Below are 17,985 nucleotides of genomic sequence, written 5' to 3' on the forward strand. Positions count from 1 at the left end.
TGATGCTCCATGAGGTCCTCCATGTATGTCGTCCCGTCGCTGTGGCGTGGTCGGCCGATGTCACAGCGTCCCCCCGCACCACGAAAGACGATCGATATGAGCCGCTGTGTCTTAGTTTTCGTCCCCGCCCGGAGCGCAGGCATCACGGACGTCGGAGACTGTAGACCGGGCTCGTGTGGAATCGCCGACCACCGGAGCCTCCGGCAGGTCCGGCGTCATGAGAGTTGACGCTCCGTCGGAACCCTCTCCGCCCTCTGCGCCACCCCCTCCCACCCCTGTCGTGAACGGGAGGCGCCAGCTGCTGGCGGCCTCCGCCGGCAACCTCGCAGAGTGGTACGACTGGCTGGCATACGCGTACCTCTCGGCCTACTTCGCCGACCAGATCTTCCCGCCCGGCGGTGATCCGGTCGTCCTCGCGCTGAGCGCCTTCGTCGTCTTCGCGGTGGGCTTCGCCGCCCGCCCGGTCGGTGGCCTGCTCATCGGCGTGCTCGCGGACCGGCACGGCCGCCGTACCGCGATGGCGACGACGATCACCCTGATGGGCTGCGGGCAGCTGGCCATGGCCCTGCTCCCCACCTACGAGCAGATCGGCATGGCCTCCCCGGTCCTGCTGGTGGTCATCCGGCTCGCCCAAGGGCTGTCGGTGGGCGGCGAGTCGACCGTGTCCGCGGTCTTCGTCGTCGAATCCGCGCCCGCCACCCGACGCGGGCTCTATTCGAGCATCGCCTACGTGAGCGGCAACCTCGGGCAGCTCCTGGCCTCGGGTGTCGCCGCCCTGTTGACCTGGCAGTTGACGGCGGGGCAGATGCACGCGTGGGGCTGGCGGCTGGCCTTCGGCCTCGGCGCCGTGGCCTGCCTGACCGGTCTGTGGGTACGGCACGGAACGCAGGAGACGTACCACCCGGGCACGGAACGGACCGCCCGCCCCAGGCCCTTCGACTTCCTGCGCACCAACCCGCGCGAGGCGGCGCTGATCGTCGGCATGACCCTCGGAGCCACGGTCACCTTCTACACGTGGACCACGTTCCTGCCCACGTACGCGCGGCTCGTCGTCGGGTTCGACCCCGGCTCGGCGCTCACGGTGAGCACCATCGCGCTGGCGTTCTTCACCGCCCTGCAGCCGCTGGCGGGCCGGCTGTCGGACCGGGTGGGCCGCAAACCGCTGCTGATCACGTTCGGCTCGGGGTTCACCGTGCTGACCGTTCCGCTGCTCGGGCTGCTCCGCGACTCCTTCTGGAGCCTGCTCCTGATCTCGTGTGCGGGAATGGTCCTGCTCACCGGGTACACGGCGGTGAGCGGGGCCGTGATGGTCGAGCTGTTCCCCGCCTCGGTGCGCACGGCGGGCATCGGCCTGCCGTACGCGGTCACCGTCGCCGCCTTCGGCGGCACCGCCCCGTACCTGGCCACGTCGCTGATCGCGAGGGGCCAGGCCGACCGGTTCGGCTGGTACGTGTCCGGGCTGACCCTGGTGTCGACCCTCGTCTACGTCGGCATGCGCGAAACGAAGGGCGTCCCCTTGAGATGAGGGCGCACTGAATTGCGCCCGGCCGATCTGCGCCATCCAAGGGAATAGAGCTAGGGCTGTCGTTGTTACGTGTCCGGAATTCGATGGTGTGATCCAGTCGTTGGGCACCGGGGCGCTGGTGAAAGTTATCCTCGACAGTTCCAGAATTGAGCTTGCATCTCTCGGGGGAGTAATGTAATGAACAGATTCACCATAGGAATGGAATCCACCACCGGCGCCTCCCGCAGAAGGCCCCAACAGGGCTCAGGACGCTCGAAGTTTCTCGAGGTGGCCAAATTATCCGAGCAGGAATTAATCGAAGTCGAGGCGTCCAACCCCTTCGACACCGTCGCCGGACACCAGAGGCTGTTCAGAGAGGACGCCGCGCTGCCCGAGGGGCGGTGGTTGACTCCCCTGTCCAATCCCGCCGGAAACGACAGCGCCGCGAATTCGCCGTGGGTCCTCGCCCGGATCCTGCTGGCGGGCGGGCATCCCATCGCCCTCGCCGGACTGCGCAGCGTGCTCAACGGGGCACGGAGCGAGGGACTCCAGGTGGTGGGCGCCGTCCGGGACCACTGGCAGGCACTGTCGGAGGTGAACCGCTACCGCCCCGACGTGATCCTGCTCGGCGCGACCGACGATCTGCGCAAGGACCTCGCCATGGTCCGCAGCATGCGCCGGACACGGGGCGCGGCCGATGTGCGCATCGTCCTGCTGCGCCAGGCCGCGACCGCGTCCCAGGTGAGCCAGATGCTCAAGGCGGGGGTGAGCGGTGCCTTCCCCCTCGACCAGGACGCCGGTTGTGTCATCCGGGCGATCGCGGTGGTCGCGGCCGGCGGTTCGATCTTCCTGCCGGCGCCCTTGGAGGAGGACGAGGCCCCGGAGTTCACGGAGGATCCCGAACCCTCCGTGGACGAGGCGGGTCTGACCGACCGTGAACGGGCCGTACTGTCCATGCTGGCGCGCGGGCTCTCGAACGCGGAGATCGGCAGGGCCCTTTCGCTCTCCGTCGCCACGGTCAAGAAGCATCTGACCCAGGCCATGCGCAAGATCCGCCAGCCCGACCGGCTGCGGGCGGCGCTCTACGCCCATCGCCAGGGCCTGGCGTGAGAGCCGCGGCCATGCCGTCATCACGCTGATTCGGCGTCGGTACCTCAAGGGCGGGTGTCCACCAGGGACCCCGCCCTTGACCGTGGCGGGCTCCGCCCTGGGCAGCCCTGGGGAGCCTTCGGGTTTACGACGGGTCGCCGAAGGGGCCGGCCCCGCTTCCCCCGGTGCCGGGAGCGCGGTGTGACATGCGGTCGTTCCCGCTGCCGTGGCCTTCTCGCTGGTCACGGGCCCCCGTCCCGGTTGCGCGGCACACCGCCCGGCCCGATGGCGCCGCGGTGCGCTGTCACGTTCCCCGAAGGGCTGTTGGGAGCCTCCCGGGACCTCCGAAGGTCACCACCATCCGAGACGAAGGGAGCTTCTGGGGGCAGGCCGCCGTTCCTAGCGTGGTCTCAGGCCGGGCGTCCGAGTCCGGCCCCCCATTCGCAGAGGGAGAAGTTGATGAGTGCAGCGGCCAAAGGGGCCACGGCGGTGGGCCCGGCCCTCGGCCTCGCGGCACCCCCGTCCGTCGACTCCGGCAGCGGGACCCGTGCGGCCGGCCAGGGCGACGAGCGAGTCATCGACCGGCGGTCCGCGGACGACGAGGCCATCGCCGCGATGTCGGATGCGGAGCGCGCGGCCCTGTGGCGCCAGCGGCTGCACGAGGCCGAAGCCGGACTGACCCGCTTCCTGGTGGCCCGCGGCCCGGCCGCCGACCTGAAGGCCTGGTTCGGACTCAAGGCGGAGATATTCGCCGACCTGCCGATGTCCTCCACCCACGCGTCGGCCGCCTGGCAGCGGATCTTCTTCCGGGGCCAGGCCCTGATGGAGCGGTTCCTGGTCTCCCGCTACGGCGAGGGCATCCTCGCCGACTGGGCCGCCTCCATCGCCGAGGTCCACCGCACGGTGGAGCCGGACCGCGACGGCGGCGCCGCCGACCCCGTCAGGCGCATCGCGCGCCAAGCCGAACTCTACGGATCGCAGTACCGGGTGCACGTGGCCGAGGGCTCCGGACCGGCCGCCGTCGCCTCCGTGAACATCACGCACTGCGCGATCTGGGACTACCGGGAACAGGCCAGGAGCAACGGCGTACGCCTCACGCTCGCCTCACCGTGCACCTACTGCACCAAGGCCATGTCGGCCAACGTACGCGCCAAGGGGTACGAGGTCTCCTACCAGCTCCGCGAGGACCGCAGCGGACACGGCTGCCACTGGGAGGCCACCGCCCCGGACACCGCTCCCAACACCGCCCCCAACACCGCTCAGGAGGCGTGATGTGCGGCATCACCGGCTGGCTCGACTGGGACCGCGACCTGCGCGAGCAGAGGCAGACCGTACAGGCCATGACCGACACGCTGGCCTGCCGGGGACCGGACGCCGGCGGCACGTGGTTCTCGGCCCGCGCGGCGCTCGGACACCGCAGGCTCGCCGTCATCGACCTCCAGGGCGGTGTGCAGCCCCTGACCGACGCCGGCCCGCAGCAGACACCGCAAGCGGTGCTCGCCTACAACGGTGAGCTGTACAACTACCGCGAGCTGCGCACCGAACTCCAGTCCCTGGGGCACCACTTCCGTACGGAGTCCGACACCGAAGTGGTCCTGCAGGCCCACCTCCGGTGGGGCGCCGACGCACCGAGCCGGCTGAACGGCATCTACGCGTACGCGATCTGGGACACCCGCGCCCAGGAACTGACGCTCGTACGCGACCGCCTCGGCGTCAAGCCGCTCTACTACCACGCCCATGCCACCGGCCTGTTCTTCGGCTCCGAACCCAAGGCCATCCTCGCCAACCCCGGCTTCCGCGCCGAGCTCGACACCGAAGGCATCGCGGAGCTGTTCGCCCTGCCCGCGGCGCCCACGGCCGGGCACGGCCTCTTCCGCGGGATGCGCGAGGTGCGCCCCGGCCACCTCCTGAAGGTCACCCGCGGTGCCACCCGCGAGGTGCGCTACTGGCAGCTGCACTCCGAAGCGCACACCGACGACACCGCGACCACCACCGCGAAGATCCGCGAACTGCTCACCGACACCGTGGAACGGCAACTGCTCAGCGACGTACCGCTGTGCACCCTGCTCTCCGGCGGCATCGACTCCAGCGCCATCACCGCCCTGGCGGCCCTCGCGCGCAGCCGGGCCGGCCACGACAAGGTCGACACCTTCTCCGTGGACTTCCCCGACAGCGCCACCGCACTGCGCCCCGACAACTGGCGCACCACGCACGACGCGCCGTACGTCCAGGCCGTCGTCGACCACCTCGGCACCCGGCACTCGCAGGTCGTCCTCCCCGACGACGACCTGCTGGAGGCCAGGGACATGGTCCTGCGCGCCCGCGACCGCCCCGGCTGGGGCGAGATGGACGCCTCCCTGTACCTGCTGTTCCGCGAGGTCCGACGGCAGTCCACGGTCGCGCTGTCCGGCGAGGCGGCCGACGAGGTCTTCGGCGGCTACCCCTACTTCCACGCACCCGAGGGCCTCGCCGCCACCACCTTCCCCTGGCTCCACGGCCGCCAGACCCCGGCCGCGCTCCTGCGCCCGGAGGTCAGGGCGGCGGTACGGCCCGAGGAGTACACCGCCCAGCAGTACCGCGACTCGCTCGCCGAGACGCCGGAACTGCCCGGTGAGCAGGGCAGCCAGCGCCGCCTGCGCCAGGTCGGCCACCTCGCGCTCACCCGGTGGATGCCCCCGCTGCTCGACCGCGTCGACCGCGTCAGCATGGCGGTCGGCCTGGAAGTACGGGTGCCGTTCTGCGACCACCGCCTGGTGGAGTACGCGTGGAACATCCCGTGGGAACTGAAGTCGCTCGGCGGCACCCCCAAGGGCATCCTCCGCGAGGCCGTACGGGACCTGCTCCCGCCCCAGGTGGTGGACCGGCCCAAGAGCGGCTACCCCTCCACACCCGCCGTCCGGTACACCGAGGTGCTCACGGCCCGCATGAACGACCTGCTCGCCGATGCCGCGGCCCCCGTGTTCGACCTGGTCGACAGGGAGGTCGTACGCGACGCCATCCGCCACGGACGGCCGCTGCCGAGCCCCCGCACCGCACCCAACCCCGTAGGCGGCCTGGACCACCTGCTCCAGGTCGACGAATGGCTGCGCGCCTACAAGGTGGGCCTGCGATGACGGCACCGAGCGACAGTGCGCACACCCTCCACCCCGAGCTCGTCCGGCAGGCCGCGCGCACCTGCGCCACGGGCGTTGCGGTCCTCACCACCAGGCTCCGCGACGAGCTCTTCGCCAAGACCGTCTCGTCCTTCGTCACGCTGTCGATGGACCCGCCCCTGATCAGCGTCGCGGTGACCAGGCACAGCCCCCTCGTCCGGGCCGTCGGCGACTCCGGACGCCTCGCCGTCAGCGTGCTCCGCGTCGGCCAGGAATACCTCTCGCAGCGCTTCGCCACCCCCGGTGCGGGCCGCGCCACCGGTGCCTTCGCCGGGGTGGCGACCCGTACGGAGGCCACCGGGGCCCCTGTTCTGGAGGACTGCCTGAGCTGGTTCGACTGCCGACTGCACAGCGTGCTGCCGGGCGGCGACCACAGCATCCTCGTCGGCCGGCCCGTAGCGGCCGCCGGCTCGGAAGGCGAGCCGCTGCTCTACCGCGCGGGCGGCTACCACGCCCTGGCCGCCCTCACCGCCACCTCACCCCCGCGCCCGGACCGGGCGCCCACGGCACCAGGAGTACGTACATGAGCGAACCGGCCACCACCAAGACCGGCAAGGCCCCGCTGGGCGTCCAGACCGGCGACCGCTACCGCGCCAGTCTCGATGACGGGCGGGAGCTCTACCTGGACGGCAAGCGCGTCACGGACCCCGCCTCCCACCCGGCCTTCAAGCCCTCCGTCGACGAGCTGGCCAGGCTCATCGACCTCCAACACGATCCCGAGCACGCCCCCCTGATGACGTGGAAGGACCCGCAGAGCGGTCTCACCCTGGCCCGCGCCTACCAGCCCACGCGCACCCTGGAAGACCTGCGGACGCAGCGCCGCAGCGCGGAGGTCTGGCTCCGGGAGAGCATGGGACAGCACGGCCGGTCCCCGGCGTTCATGGCGAGCATCGCCCTGGGGCTGTACGACTTCCGCCACCAACTGGAAGCGAGCCGGCCCGGATTCGGCGCCAACGCCGAGGCCTGGTACCGCCACTGCGCGACCAACGACCTCGTCCTGACGCACGCGCTCGGCGACCCGCAGATCGACCGGTCCGCGGATCCCGTGGACGACCCCGACCTCGCCCTGCGGGTGATCGAGGAGAACGACCGCGGCATCGTGGTGCGCGGCGCCAAGCAGCTCACCACCCTGGCACCGACCGCCCACGAGGTGCTCGTCTACCTCTCCGCCTCCTTCACCCAGCGGCGCGGCGAACAGTTCGTCGTCTGGTGCGCCCTGCCGCTGAACACACCCGGCCTGATCACGCTCTGCCGGGAGCCCTTCGGGGCCGAGCCGTACGGGCACGAGCACCCGCTCGCCGGGCGCTTCGACGAGCAGGACGCCATGCTCTTCTTCGACGACGTGCTCGTGCCCTGGGACCGGGTGTTCCTGCTGCGCGACGGCGCACTGGCCCGGACCGGCCTCGGCCGGATCAACGCCTGGAGCGCGTACATCGGCCACATCCGCTACCGCGAGCGGCTGCGCACGCTGCTGGGCACGGCCACCATGCTCGCCGAGAGCATCGGAGTGGACGGCTTCCGCAACATCCAGGAAGAGCTGGGCAAGCTCGCCAGCTATGCCGAGCTGACCGAGTACTTCATCGACGCCGCCGAAGCCCGGGCGACCGTCACCGACAGCGGCCTGCTCGCGCCGGGCGACACCGCGGCCAGCCGCGTGTGGTCCGCGGAGGTGGCGGCCGCCGCCGTGGCGGTCGTACGGAACATCGGCTCGGCCGGCATCCTCATGCAGCCCACCCCGAACGACCTGGACAACCCGCGGCTGCGTCCGCACCTCGACCGCTACATGCGCGGCAAGAACATGCCCGCGGACAAGAAGTCCCGCCTGTTCCGGCTCGCGTGGGACCTCACCGGCGACAGCTTCGGCCAGCGCCAGGACCTGTACGAGTACGTGCACCGCGGCGACCTCGCCCGCAACCGGATCAACATCTACAAGCGGCAGGACCAGAGCGAGGTCCGCAGCCGCCTGGAGCAGCTGATCGCCGCCCCCTCAGCCCCCTCCACACCCTCCGCCCCCACCCACACCACCGCAGACACCTCGGAAGGCGAGCGTTCGTGACCAATTCCGCAGTGGAGATACAGGCCAGCACCCTTTCCGGGTACTCCGACGCGAGCAAGCTGCGCCAGGCCAACGACCAGGACTGGGTGCTGGCGCAGGCCCCCGCCGCCCCGCGCGTCCACGCCGACCTCGGAAGCGGCATCGGGCAGCTGCTGCAGGCCACCCTGGAGCGGTTCCCGTCCCTGGAGACCGTCGTGGGCCTGGAGCAGTCCACGTTCCGGCTCTCCGAGGCGGCGAGCCGGCTCCAGCGCTACGGCGGCCGCGTCCTGCTGCGGCAGGCCGACCTGACGGCTCCGGAACCCCTGGAGCTGTCCCCGGACCTCATCACCATGACCTCGGTGCTCCACTGGCTCTACCCCGTCGAAGAGCGGATCTTCGACTGGGTGGGGCAGCACCTGGCGCCGGGCGGGACGTTCCTGCTCACCACCTACCACCCCGCGCGGGACGGGCACGGCCTCGGCGGCGAGGACGAACTGGTACGCGAAGCGCTCGTCGCGCTCGGCCATGACCGTGCGCTCGTGCCGAAGCTGTTCGCCGGTGAGGACATCCTTCCCATAGCCACCCGGACCCGCGGCACCGAAGGCCTCAAGGAGCTCCTGGAGCGGGACCTGCGGATCGTCGCCACCACGGAACGCGACGCCGTCGTACGGGTCGACAGCGCGGCCGAGTACGAGCACTTCCACGCGGCGACCTTCGGCGACTACTACAGCCGCCTGGTCGAACCCGCGAAGCGCGCGGCCTTCTTCGGGGCCGTGGGCGAAGCCGCATGGCGGCGCCAGCAGGAGCGCGGACACGTCAGCAACATGCCGGTCCGGCTGTGGAACATGACCACACGACCTGCGTAGCACCCGCGTCGCGGAACGGCCCGGCTGGTCCCTCCCACAGGGGAGAAAACAGCCGGGCCGTCGCGGCGCGGTCTATCATGGCCGGGTTCCTCCCGGCGCCCGTGAAGGAGCCACATACATGTCAACTCCCACCGCCGGTCCTGAACTCGGCGCATTCCTCAGGGCCCATCGCGCGCTGCTCAAGCCCGAGGACGTCGGCCTGCCCGCCACGTCCCGTCGCCGGACCCCGGGCCTGCGCCGGGAGGAAGTCGCCTCCCTCTCCGGTGTCAGCATCGCCTGGTACACCTGGCTGGAGCAGGGAAGGGTCACCGCTTCGCGGCAGGTGCTGGAGTCCGTCGGCCGGGTGCTGCGCCTCGACGACGCCGAGGTGCGCCACGCCCTGCGCCTGGCCGGCTACTACGAGCCCGAGGCGGCCTCGGCCCGTGCGCCGCTGAACGGTTCGCTCCAGCCCGTACTGGACTCCTGGCTGACCAGCCCGGCCGTCCTGCTCGACCGGAACTTCGACCTGGTCGCCTGGAACGCCGCCTGGTCGGCGGTGTGGGGCGAACCCTCGGCCGTGCCGGCCGACCGCCGCAACCTGATGTGGTTCGTCGCCGCCGACGACCACCTGCGCGGCGTCCTGCGGGACACCGACTGGGAGCCGCTGGCCATGAGCGTCTTCCAGCACTTCCGCGCCCAGGCGGGGGCGAACCTGGCGGACGAGCGGGTCGCCGAGCTGTACCGGCGGCTGGCGGCGGACGCGCCCGAGCTGAGCCACTGGTGGAGCTGCCACTCCGTGGGCGAGCTCACCACCCGGGTCGTCACGGTCACGCCCGTGCACAGCGAGCCCATCAAGGTGTCCTTGTCGTCGATGCGCCCGGTGGACGACCCGGCATCGCTGATCCTGCTGTTCACGCCGGCGAGCCAGGAGGACAGCGCCAGGGTGTCGGCTCTGGTGAGCCGGCCGCTCCGGTCGGTCGGGGCGACACGAAAGGCGGGCTGAGGGCGCGACCGGGGGATTGGTTGCCGCGCCTTCAGCCCTGTCTTTGGGTGAGGTACTGCTCATCGAGCCGCCGAGCGGCCGGACTCAGGCCTTCTCCGCCACGCCCACCTGCTCGACGCGCGGTCCGCTGCCGGTGCCCCGGCGCAGCTGAGCGCTGACCATCAGGCCGCCGAGAGCGGCGACGAGGGCCAGGCCACCGCCGATCACGGCCGTACCGAGCGCCAGATCGGAGAACAGGCCGACCGCCCATGCGCCCACGCCCGTACCGGCGTACATCGTGGAGGTGAGCCAGGCGCTGGAGGTCGCCCGCAGTTCGGGGGCGGCCGTACCCGCGAGCGTCTGCTGGTCGGTGACGAAGCCGCCGCTGGCCACGAACCAGATGGTCACGCCGAGCAGTGCCAGGACCAGACCCGGACCCCAGACCGTCAGGGCGATGCCGACGGCGAGGAGGAGTCCCCATACGGCGAGCATGGGAAGGTGCGCCTGACCCTGGGCCCTGGCCCGGTCGCCGAGCCGCCCGCCGGCCGTCGAGCCGACGATGCTGCCGATGCCGACGAGGATGCCGACGAGGCCCAGAGCCGTCACGGAGAGGTCGAACCGGTCCGCGAGGACCACACCCATGAAGGTGTAGGCACCCAGGTTGGCGGCGTTGAAGGCGGTGTTGACCAGCAGGGCCTTGCGCAGCGCGCCATGCCCCCAGGCGGCGAACACCGCGCGGGCGCCGCTGGTCGCGGCGGCCTGGATGGCACTGACCGGAACCTGCTTCAGCAGCAGCGGGACGACCAGCAGCGTGCCGACGGCCATGGCCAGGAAGGCGGCACGCCAGCCGGCGGCGCCCGCGAGGAAGCTGCCCAGCGGCACGCCCAGTACCTGGCCGCAGGAGAAGAACGCCATGCCCAGACCCAGGGCGCGGCCGCGCACCGTGTCCTCGGTGGTCTCCGAGATGTGCGCCCAGATCGCCGGGCCGGCCGCGGCGGCCGCGACACCGGCCAGCGCACGCGAGACGATCAGCAGCGTCAGCCCGTCGGACAGCGCGGCCGCGACGTTCGACAGCAGGAAGAGCACCGAGCCGACCACCAGCGTGCGTCGGCGTCCGACACGGTCGCTCACCAGGCCGAGGAAGGGCGCGCAGACCGCGTACACCAGTACGTACGCGGTGACGCTGTACGCCGCCGCCTGCTCGGAGATGGCCAGGTCGCCCGCGATCGTCGGCAACAGCGGGGACACGAGGAACGTCTCGGTCCCGAACAGGAACAGCAGGAGGAAGACCGAGGAGTACGAACCCCAGCGCAACCGCGCCGGGGCGGCGGCTACGGGGGGTGTGGAGGAACTGTCCATGAGACGAGTTGCCTTTCGAGCGAAATTCGGGGGACATCCGGCTGCCGGCTCGACCACCCTGACGCTCCCGACGAAGGCCAACCAGCCAGGCGTTGGTCCTGTTAGTAGGAGTAATGGCATCAACGCCTGGCTGGTTCGGGCGGTGCGGAGGGCGTGATGCTGAACCTGCCGCTCCCGTCACCGTCTCCTCGGGGGCGCACCGTCACCAGGAAAGGACCCCATCCCCCGTGCCCTCCAGCGACCGCTCCCCGCTCGCGCAGCCCAAGTGGGGCGTCACCCTGCCCCTCCCCGGCATCACGATCGGCCACCACAAGCACATCGTCGAGCGGCTTCCGGACATCGGATACTCCGATGTCTGGACGGCGGAGGGGGGTGGCACCGACGCGTTCACCCCGCTCGCGGCCACCGCGGCCTGGTCCCCTTCCCTGCGCCTGGGCACCGGGATCATCCCCGTCTTCACCCGCGGTCCCGCCCTGATCGCGCAGACCGCGGCCACACTGGCCCAGCTCGCCCCCGGACGTCTGCTGCTGGGGCTCGGCTCGTCGGTTCCCGCCCACGTCAGCGACATCAACGGCATCCCGTTCGAGGAGCCGTTCAAACGCACACGGGACGTCCTGCGGTTCGTCACCCGGGCCCTGCGCGGCGAGTACGTCGCCGATGAGTTCGAGACGTTCTCCATCACCGGCTACCGCCTGCCGCATCCGCCCACCGAACCGGTCAAGGTCATCCTGGGCGCGCTGCGCCCCAACATGCTGAGGCTCGGCTTCAACGAGGGCGACGGGGCCATCACGAACCTGCTCTTCCCCGAGGACGTTCCCAAGATCCTGGAAGCCGTCGGCCCGCAGCCCCTGGGCAAGGAGCTGGTGGTCAAGGTCTTCGTCTGTCCCACCGAGAACAAGGAGTACGCCCGCAGCCAGGCCCGTCCGTTCCTCGCCTGGATCCTGAACCGCGAGCCCTACCGCAAGTTCCACGAGTGGCTGGGGCACGGGGAGCTGCTGCGCGAGGTGCACGACGCGTGGGAGGCGGGCGACCCCGCGGGCGCCCAGAAGGCGCTCTCGGACGAGGTGGTCGACGGGCTGTTCATCAGCGGATCCCCGGAGGAGTGCCGGGAGCAGATCATGCGCTTCCACCTGCCCGGAGTGACCAGCATCCAAGTCTTCGTCTCCCTGCCTCCCGAGGCTTTCTACAGCCAGGAGACCGTGCTCGACGTCCTGCGGCGGCTCGGGCCGGCCGCGGGATGAGAGCACACCGACGCTACGCGAAGGAAGGCCATGTCACGTCATCTGTTCACCTCGGAGTCCGTGACCGAGGGACATCCCGACAAGATCGCTGACCAGATCAGCGACACCATTCTCGACGCGTTGCTGCGGGAGGACCCGTCCTCCCGTGTCGCCGTGGAGACCTTGATCACCACGGGCCTGGTCCATGTGGCGGGCGAGGTGACCACCAAGGCGTGGGCCGACATCCCCGCGCTCATCCGGAACAAGGTCCTGGAGATCGGCTACGACTCCTCGGTGAAGGGCTTCGACGGCGCCTCCTGCGGCGTCTCGGTCTCCATCGGCTCACAGTCCCCGGACATCGCGCAGGGCGTCGACACCGCGTACGAGAACCGCGTCGACGGCGCGTCCGAGAGGGACGAGCTCGACAAGCAGGGGGCGGGCGACCAGGGTCTGATGTTCGGGTACGCGACCGACGAGACCCCCGAGCTGATGCCCCTCCCGATCCACCTGGCGCACCGGCTCTCGCGCCGGCTGACCGAGGTCCGCAAGAACGGCACGGTCCCGTACCTGCGCCCGGACGGCAAGACCCAGGTCACCATCGAGTACGACGGCGACAAGGCCGTCCGCCTCGACACCGTCGTCGTCTCCTCGCAGCACGCCTCCGACATCGACCTCGACTCGATGCTGATACCGGACATACGGCAGTTCGTCGTCGAGTACGTCCTGGATCAGCTCGCCGGTGACGGCATCAAGCTGGAGACCGAGGGCTACCGGCTGCTGGTCAACCCGACCGGCCGCTTCGAGATCGGCGGCCCGATGGGCGACGCGGGTCTGACCGGCCGCAAGATCATCATCGACACGTACGGCGGCATGGCCCGCCACGGTGGCGGTGCCTTCTCCGGCAAGGACCCGTCGAAGGTGGACCGCTCCGCCGCCTACGCCATGCGCTGGGTCGCGAAGAACGTCGTCGCCGCCGGCCTCGCCTCGCGCTGCGAGGTCCAGGTCGCGTACGCCATCGGCAAGGCGCAGCCGGTCGGTCTGTTCGTCGAGACCTTCGGCACCCACACCATCGACACGGAGAAGATCGAGGACGCCATCGGCGAGGTCTTCGACCTCCGCCCGGCCGCCATCATCCGCGACCTCGACCTGCTGCGCCCCATCTACGCCCAGACCGCCGCCTACGGCCACTTCGGCCGCGAGCTGCCGGACTTCACCTGGGAGCGCACCGACCGAGTGGACGCCCTGCGCAAGGCCGCGGGGGCCTGACCGATGGCCGGAGACACCACACCCGACTGGCGTTCACGGCCCGCGGCGCAGCAGCCGCAGTGGCCGGACCCCGACGCCCTGCGCGACGTCCTCTCCTTCCTCGGATCGAGCCCGCCCCTGGTGTACGCGGCCGAATGCGACCGGCTGCGCGACCGCCTCGCCGCGGTGGCGAGGGGGGAGGCCTTCCTCCTCCAGGCAGGCGACTGCGCCGAGACGCTGGACGGCGTGAGCGTCGACCAGATCGACAACAAACTGCGCACGATCCTGCAGATGGCGGCCGTGCTGACCTACGCGGCCTCCGTCCCCGTGATCAAAGTGGGCAGGATGGCCGGCCAGTACGCCAAGCCCCGCTCGGGCAACTTCGAGACGCGTGACGGCGTCACCCTGCCGTCCTACCGCGGAGACGCCGTCAACGGGCTCGAGTTCACCGCGGCGAGCCGCGAGCCCGACCCGCAGCGGCTGCGCCGGATCTACCACGCCTCGGCCACCACCCTGAACCTCGTCAGGGCCTTCACCACCGGGGGATACGCGGACCTGCACCGCGTGCACGCCTGGAACAGGGACTTCCTGGCGCTCTCCCCGGTGGGGGAGCGGTACGAGAGGCTGGCCGGAGAGATCGACTCCGCGCTGTCCTTCATGCGGTCCTGCGGCACGCTCCACCGGGAGCTCGAATCGGTGGAGTTCTACTCCAGCCACGAGGCGCTGCTGCTGGACTACGAGGCCGCGCTGACCCGCGTGGACTCCCGGAGCGGAGACCTGTACGACGTGTCCGCCCACATGGTGTGGCTCGGGGAGCGCACCCGGCAACTGGACGGCGCCCACGTGGCGTTCGCGGCCGGCATCAGCAACCCGATCGGGGTGAAGCTCGGACCGACCACCACCGCCGACGACGTGCTCGCGCTGATCGACGTACTCGACCCCGAACGCCGGCCCGGCCGCCTCACCTTCATCACCAGGATGGGCGCGGAAAAGATCTGGGACGTCCTGCCCGGCCTGGTGGAGAAGGTCACCGCCTCCGGCGCCCAGGTGGTGTGGACGTGCGACCCGATGCACGGCAACACCTACGAGTCGGCGAGCGGCTACAAGACGCGCCAGTTCAGCAGGATCCTCGACGAGATCAGGGGATTCTTCGAGGTGCACCGGCAGTTGGGCACCCACCCGGGCGGCATCCACGTGGAGCTCACGGGCGATGACGTCACCGAGTGCGTCGGCGGCGCGGGCGCCATCGGGGACGCCGATCTGCGCGAGCGCTACGAGACGGCCTGTGACCCGCGGTTGAACCGCAGCCAGTCGCTCGAACTGGCGTTCCTGATCGCGGAAGTGTACGGAGGGCAGCGGCGTGTGCACGACCGTCAACCACTGTGACCGCGGCTGTGACTTGGTCCCGGACCGGGACTGGGACGGCCTGGGGCACGTCCCGGGGGGAGTGGCACGTTGAGCAGGCTGCGCTGGCTGACCGCGGGGGAGTCCCACGGTCCCGCACTGGTGGCGACGCTGGAGGGACTGCCCGCCGGCGTCCCCATCACCACACGGACGGTGGCGGACCACCTGGCGCGGCGGCGCCTCGGCCACGGGCGCGGTGCCCGGATGGCGTTCGAGCGTGACGAGGTCACCTTCCTCGGCGGTGTACGCCACGGCCTCACCCTGGGCTCGCCGGTCGCCGTGATGATCGGAAACACCGAGTGGCCCAAGTGGGAGAAGGCCATGGCGGCCGACCCGGTCGATCCGGCCGAGCTCGCCGCACTGGCGCGCAACGCCCCGCTGACCCGGCCCCGACCGGGCCACGCGGACCTCGCCGGGATGCAGAAGTACGGCTTCGACGAGGCGCGCCCCGTGCTGGAGCGCGCCTCCGCGCGGGAGACGGCGGCCCGGGTAGCGCTGGGCGCCGTCGCCCGCTCCTACCTGAAGGAGACGGCCGGCATCGAGATCGTCTCCCACGTCGTGGAACTGGGCTCGGCGAAGGCCCCGTACGGGGTCCACCCGGTCCCCGCGGACGCCGAGGAGCTGGACGCCGACCCGGTGCGCTGCCTCGACGCGGACGCGAGCAGGGCGATGGTCGCGGAGATCGACCGGGCCCACGGGGACGGCGACACCCTCGGCGGGGTCGTGGAGGTCCTCGCGTACGGCGTGCCGGTCGGCCTGGGCTCGTACGCGCACTGGGACCGGCGTCTGGACGCCCGGCTCGCCGCCGCCCTCATGGGCGTCCAGGCCATCAAGGGCGTCGAGATCGGTGACGGCTTCGAGCTGGCCCGGGTGCCCGGATCGCGGGCGCACGACGAGATCATCGCCACGCCCGACGGCGTGCGGCGGGCCTCCGGCCGCTCCGGCGGTACCGAAGGCGGGGTGAGCACGGGCGAACTGCTGCGCGTACGGGCCGCGATGAAGCCCATCGCCACCGTCCCGCGTGCACTGGCCACCATCGATGTGACCACCGGTGCGGCCGCCACGGCGCACCACCAGCGCTCCGACGTGTGTGCCGTGCCGGCCGCCGGCGTCGTCGCCGAGGCGATGGTCGCACTCGTCCTCGCGGACACGGTCGCGGAGAAGTTCGGCGGCGACAGCGTCACCGAAACCCGCCGCAACGTCCGGTCCTACCTCGAGAACCAGGAGTACCCGTGCGGATAGCCGTCTCAGGTTCCATAGCCACCGACCACCTCATGGTGTTCCCGGGAAGATTCACCGACCACCTGATCCAGGACCGGCTGGACAAGATCTCCCTCTCCTTCCTGGTCGACGACCTGGAAATCCGGCACGGCGGCGTGGCCGCGAACATCGCCTACGGTCTGGGCGGCCTCGGGCAGGCGCCCGTACTGGTCGGGGCCGCCGGGAGCGACTTCGCCGAGTACCGCGTCCGGCTCAAACAGCAGGGCGTCGACACGGACTTCGTGCACATCTCGTCCGAGCGCCAGACCGCGCGCTTCATGTGCCTGACGGACCGGGAGGAGCACCAGATCGCCTCCTTCTACTCCGGAGCCATGGCGGAAGCCGCCGGCATCGACCTCCGGCAGGTGGTCGAGCGGGCCGGGGACATCGGAGTCGTCGTGATATCGCCGAACGACCCGGAGGCCATGCTCCGCCACACCGACCAGGCCCGCTCGATGGGAATCCCGTTCGCGGCCGACCCCTCACAGCAGCTCGCCCGGCTCGACCGGGAGGAGGCCCGCCACCTCGTGACCGGAGCACGCTGGCTCTTCACCAACGAATACGAGGCGTCCCTGCTCCAGGAACGGACCGGCTGGCGGCACGCCGACATCCTCTCCTGCACAGGGGTCTGGCTCACGACCCTGGGCGAGCGGGGCGTACGGATGGAAGCCGCCGGTGAACGGGCGCGCGAGGTCCCCGCGGTACCCCCGGACATGATCGCCGACCCGACCGGTGCCGGAGACGCCTTCCGCGCCGGGTTCCTGGCCTCCGTGAGCTGGGGGGAAGGGCTCGATCTGTCCGCCCGGGTCGGGTGCGCGGTGGCCTCCCTCTCGCTGGAGGCACTGGGCGCGCAGGGGTACGCGTTCGATGCGAAGACCCTGCTCCGGCGCATCGGGGACAGCTACGGAGAGGCATCCGCCCGGGCGGCCGCCGCGCATCTGGAGAGCGTGCGCCCATGACCTCCCTCCCGCCCTCACGCCCCTTGCCGGAGCCGGGCCGGCCCTCCTTCTCGTTCGAGTTCTTCCCGCCCCGGTCGCCCCAGGGCGACGCCCTGCTGTGGCGCTCGATCCGGCGGATCGAGGCGGCGTACGCTCCGTCCTTCGTCTCGGTGACGTACGGGGCAGGCGGCTCCTCGCGGGAGCGGACGGTCGACCTGACGGGGCGCATCGCGGCCGAGACCACACTGCGCCCGGTGGCCCATCTCACCGCGGTGGGCCACTCGGTCACCGAACTCCGGCAGATCATCGGCTCCTACGCGGAAGCCGGCGTGCACGACCTGCTGGCCCTGCGCGGAGACCCGCCCGACGATCCGCGCGGAACGTGGGTGCCGCACCCCCGAGGCTTCAGCCATGCCGGCGAACTCGTCAGCCTGATAAAGGAGTCAGGGACCTTCAGCGTCGGTGTGGCGGCCTTTCCCGAACGCCACCCCCGGTCACCGGACTGGGAGAGCGACATCCGGCACTTCGTCGCCAAATGCCGTGCCGGAGCCGACTACGCGATCACCCAGATGTTCTTCCACGCCGACGACTACCTGCGACTGCGCGATCGAGTGGCCGCGGCGGGCTGCGACATCCCCATCATTCCCGCGCTCATGCCCGCCACCGACGTGCGGCAGATCCAACGCTTCGCCGCGCTGAGCAACGCCGTGTTCCCCCGGGGCCTCGCCGATGCCCTGGAGAGCGCCCGGGACGACGCGGACGCCGCCTACGCCATCGGCGTCGAGCACGCCACCGTGCTCGCGGAGCGCCTGCTCGACGCGGGCGCGCCGGGGCTGCACCACATCACGCTCAACCGTTCGTCCGCCGCTCTCGACATCCAGGAGAACCTCGGCATCCACCGGGCCACGACCGACCGTCAGCCCGTCCTCTCCCTCGCCGGCTGAGCGGCTTC

The 17,985-nt window shown here is 71.0% G+C and carries 15 protein-coding genes; 14 read left to right on the plus strand and 1 reads right to left on the minus strand.

From position 1 onward, the window contains the following. Positions 1–217 precede the first annotated feature (217 nt). The 8 genes from ACFWBN_RS20255 (at position 218) to ACFWBN_RS20290 (ending at position 9,628) form a co-directional block, all read left to right on the plus strand. Complete coding sequence (locus ACFWBN_RS20255) at positions 218–1,525, plus strand: MFS transporter (protein ID WP_385178261.1); 1,308 nt, start codon at positions 218–220, stop codon at positions 1,523–1,525. 267 nt (positions 1,526–1,792) lie between these two features. Continuing rightward, on the plus strand, positions 1,793–2,614 hold the full coding sequence (locus ACFWBN_RS20260; RefSeq protein WP_385178262.1) for a LuxR C-terminal-related transcriptional regulator: 822 nt from the start codon (positions 1,793–1,795) through the stop codon (positions 2,612–2,614). Positions 2,615–3,052: 438 nt separating this feature from the next. Next, positions 3,053–3,865, plus strand: coding sequence for a hypothetical protein (locus ACFWBN_RS20265; protein ID WP_385178263.1), 813 nt, complete (start codon positions 3,053–3,055; stop codon positions 3,863–3,865). Next, positions 3,865–5,706: an asparagine synthase (glutamine-hydrolyzing) gene (gene asnB, locus ACFWBN_RS20270; RefSeq protein WP_385178264.1), complete on the plus strand. Its 1,842-nt coding sequence runs from the start codon at positions 3,865–3,867 to the stop codon at positions 5,704–5,706. The genes ACFWBN_RS20265 and asnB overlap by 1 nt, the downstream gene beginning before the upstream one ends. Continuing rightward, on the plus strand, positions 5,703–6,272 hold the full coding sequence (locus ACFWBN_RS20275; RefSeq protein ID WP_385178265.1) for a flavin reductase family protein: 570 nt from the start codon (positions 5,703–5,705) through the stop codon (positions 6,270–6,272). The genes asnB and ACFWBN_RS20275 overlap by 4 nt, the downstream gene beginning before the upstream one ends. Then, entirely contained in the window at positions 6,269–7,801 is a 1,533-nt protein-coding gene (locus ACFWBN_RS20280) for a 4-hydroxyphenylacetate 3-hydroxylase family protein (protein WP_385178266.1), read from the plus strand. Before ACFWBN_RS20275 ends, ACFWBN_RS20280 begins: the two co-directional genes overlap by 4 nt. Beyond that, positions 7,798–8,646, plus strand: a complete 849-nt coding sequence (locus ACFWBN_RS20285; protein ID WP_385178267.1) for a class I SAM-dependent methyltransferase — start codon at positions 7,798–7,800, stop codon at positions 8,644–8,646. Before ACFWBN_RS20280 ends, ACFWBN_RS20285 begins: the two co-directional genes overlap by 4 nt. 118 nt (positions 8,647–8,764) lie before the next feature. Continuing rightward, complete coding sequence (locus ACFWBN_RS20290; protein ID WP_385178268.1) at positions 8,765–9,628, plus strand: helix-turn-helix transcriptional regulator; 864 nt, start codon at positions 8,765–8,767, stop codon at positions 9,626–9,628. 84 nt (positions 9,629–9,712) lie between these two features. On the opposite strand, the gene ACFWBN_RS20295 is transcribed toward ACFWBN_RS20290, so the two are convergent. Continuing rightward, positions 9,713–10,966 carry an MFS transporter gene (locus ACFWBN_RS20295; protein ID WP_385178269.1) on the minus strand — a complete coding sequence of 418 codons (1,254 nt, stop codon included), beginning with the start codon at positions 10,964–10,966 and terminating at the stop codon, positions 9,713–9,715. A gap of 227 nt (positions 10,967–11,193) precedes the next feature. Here ACFWBN_RS20295 and ACFWBN_RS20300 point away from each other — a divergent pair, with 227 nt between their 5' ends. The 6 genes from ACFWBN_RS20300 (at position 11,194) to metF (ending at position 17,977) form a co-directional block, all read left to right on the plus strand. After that, positions 11,194–12,207 carry an LLM class F420-dependent oxidoreductase gene (locus tag ACFWBN_RS20300; RefSeq protein ID WP_385178270.1) on the plus strand — a complete coding sequence of 338 codons (1,014 nt, stop codon included), beginning with the start codon at positions 11,194–11,196 and terminating at the stop codon, positions 12,205–12,207. Positions 12,208–12,237: 30 nt separating this feature from the next. Then, complete coding sequence (gene metK, locus ACFWBN_RS20305; RefSeq protein ID WP_385178271.1) at positions 12,238–13,452, plus strand: methionine adenosyltransferase; 1,215 nt, start codon at positions 12,238–12,240, stop codon at positions 13,450–13,452. Positions 13,453–13,455: 3 nt separating this feature from the next. Further along, positions 13,456–14,817: a class II 3-deoxy-7-phosphoheptulonate synthase gene (locus tag ACFWBN_RS20310; protein ID WP_385178272.1), complete on the plus strand. Its 1,362-nt coding sequence runs from the start codon at positions 13,456–13,458 to the stop codon at positions 14,815–14,817. Positions 14,818–14,886: 69 nt separating this feature from the next. Continuing rightward, positions 14,887–16,077: a chorismate synthase gene (gene aroC, locus ACFWBN_RS20315; RefSeq protein ID WP_385178273.1), complete on the plus strand. Its 1,191-nt coding sequence runs from the start codon at positions 14,887–14,889 to the stop codon at positions 16,075–16,077. After that, a complete protein-coding gene (locus ACFWBN_RS20320; RefSeq protein WP_385178274.1) occupies positions 16,068–17,054 on the plus strand; it encodes a carbohydrate kinase family protein in 987 nt (328 codons plus the stop codon). Before aroC ends, ACFWBN_RS20320 begins: the two co-directional genes overlap by 10 nt. Then, positions 17,051–17,977 carry a methylenetetrahydrofolate reductase [NAD(P)H] gene (metF, locus tag ACFWBN_RS20325; protein WP_385178275.1) on the plus strand — a complete coding sequence of 309 codons (927 nt, stop codon included), beginning with the start codon at positions 17,051–17,053 and terminating at the stop codon, positions 17,975–17,977. Before ACFWBN_RS20320 ends, metF begins: the two co-directional genes overlap by 4 nt. Positions 17,978–17,985: the final 8 nt, after the last annotated feature.

It is taken from the genome of Streptomyces sp. NPDC059989 (assembly GCF_042736975.1).
Taxonomy (GTDB): Bacteria; Actinomycetota; Actinomycetes; order Streptomycetales; family Streptomycetaceae; genus Streptomyces.

Coding starts and splice junctions, on each gene's coding strand:
- ACFWBN_RS20280 (WP_385178266.1), top strand. CDS start 6,269: ATGAGCGAACCGGCCACCACCAAGACCGGCAAGGCCCCGCTGGGCGTC.
- metF (WP_385178275.1), top strand. CDS start 17,051: ATGACCTCCCTCCCGCCCTCACGCCCCTTGCCGGAGCCGGGCCGGCCC.
- ACFWBN_RS20275 (WP_385178265.1), top strand. CDS start 5,703: ATGACGGCACCGAGCGACAGTGCGCACACCCTCCACCCCGAGCTCGTC.
- asnB (WP_385178264.1), top strand. CDS start 3,865: ATGTGCGGCATCACCGGCTGGCTCGACTGGGACCGCGACCTGCGCGAG.
- ACFWBN_RS20265 (WP_385178263.1), top strand. CDS start 3,053: ATGAGTGCAGCGGCCAAAGGGGCCACGGCGGTGGGCCCGGCCCTCGGC.
- metK (WP_385178271.1), top strand. CDS start 12,238: ATGTCACGTCATCTGTTCACCTCGGAGTCCGTGACCGAGGGACATCCC.
- ACFWBN_RS20290 (WP_385178268.1), top strand. CDS start 8,765: ATGTCAACTCCCACCGCCGGTCCTGAACTCGGCGCATTCCTCAGGGCC.
- ACFWBN_RS20295 (WP_385178269.1), bottom strand. CDS start 10,966: ATGGACAGTTCCTCCACACCCCCCGTAGCCGCCGCCCCGGCGCGGTTG.
- ACFWBN_RS20255 (WP_385178261.1), top strand. CDS start 218: ATGAGAGTTGACGCTCCGTCGGAACCCTCTCCGCCCTCTGCGCCACCC.
- ACFWBN_RS20310 (WP_385178272.1), top strand. CDS start 13,456: ATGGCCGGAGACACCACACCCGACTGGCGTTCACGGCCCGCGGCGCAG.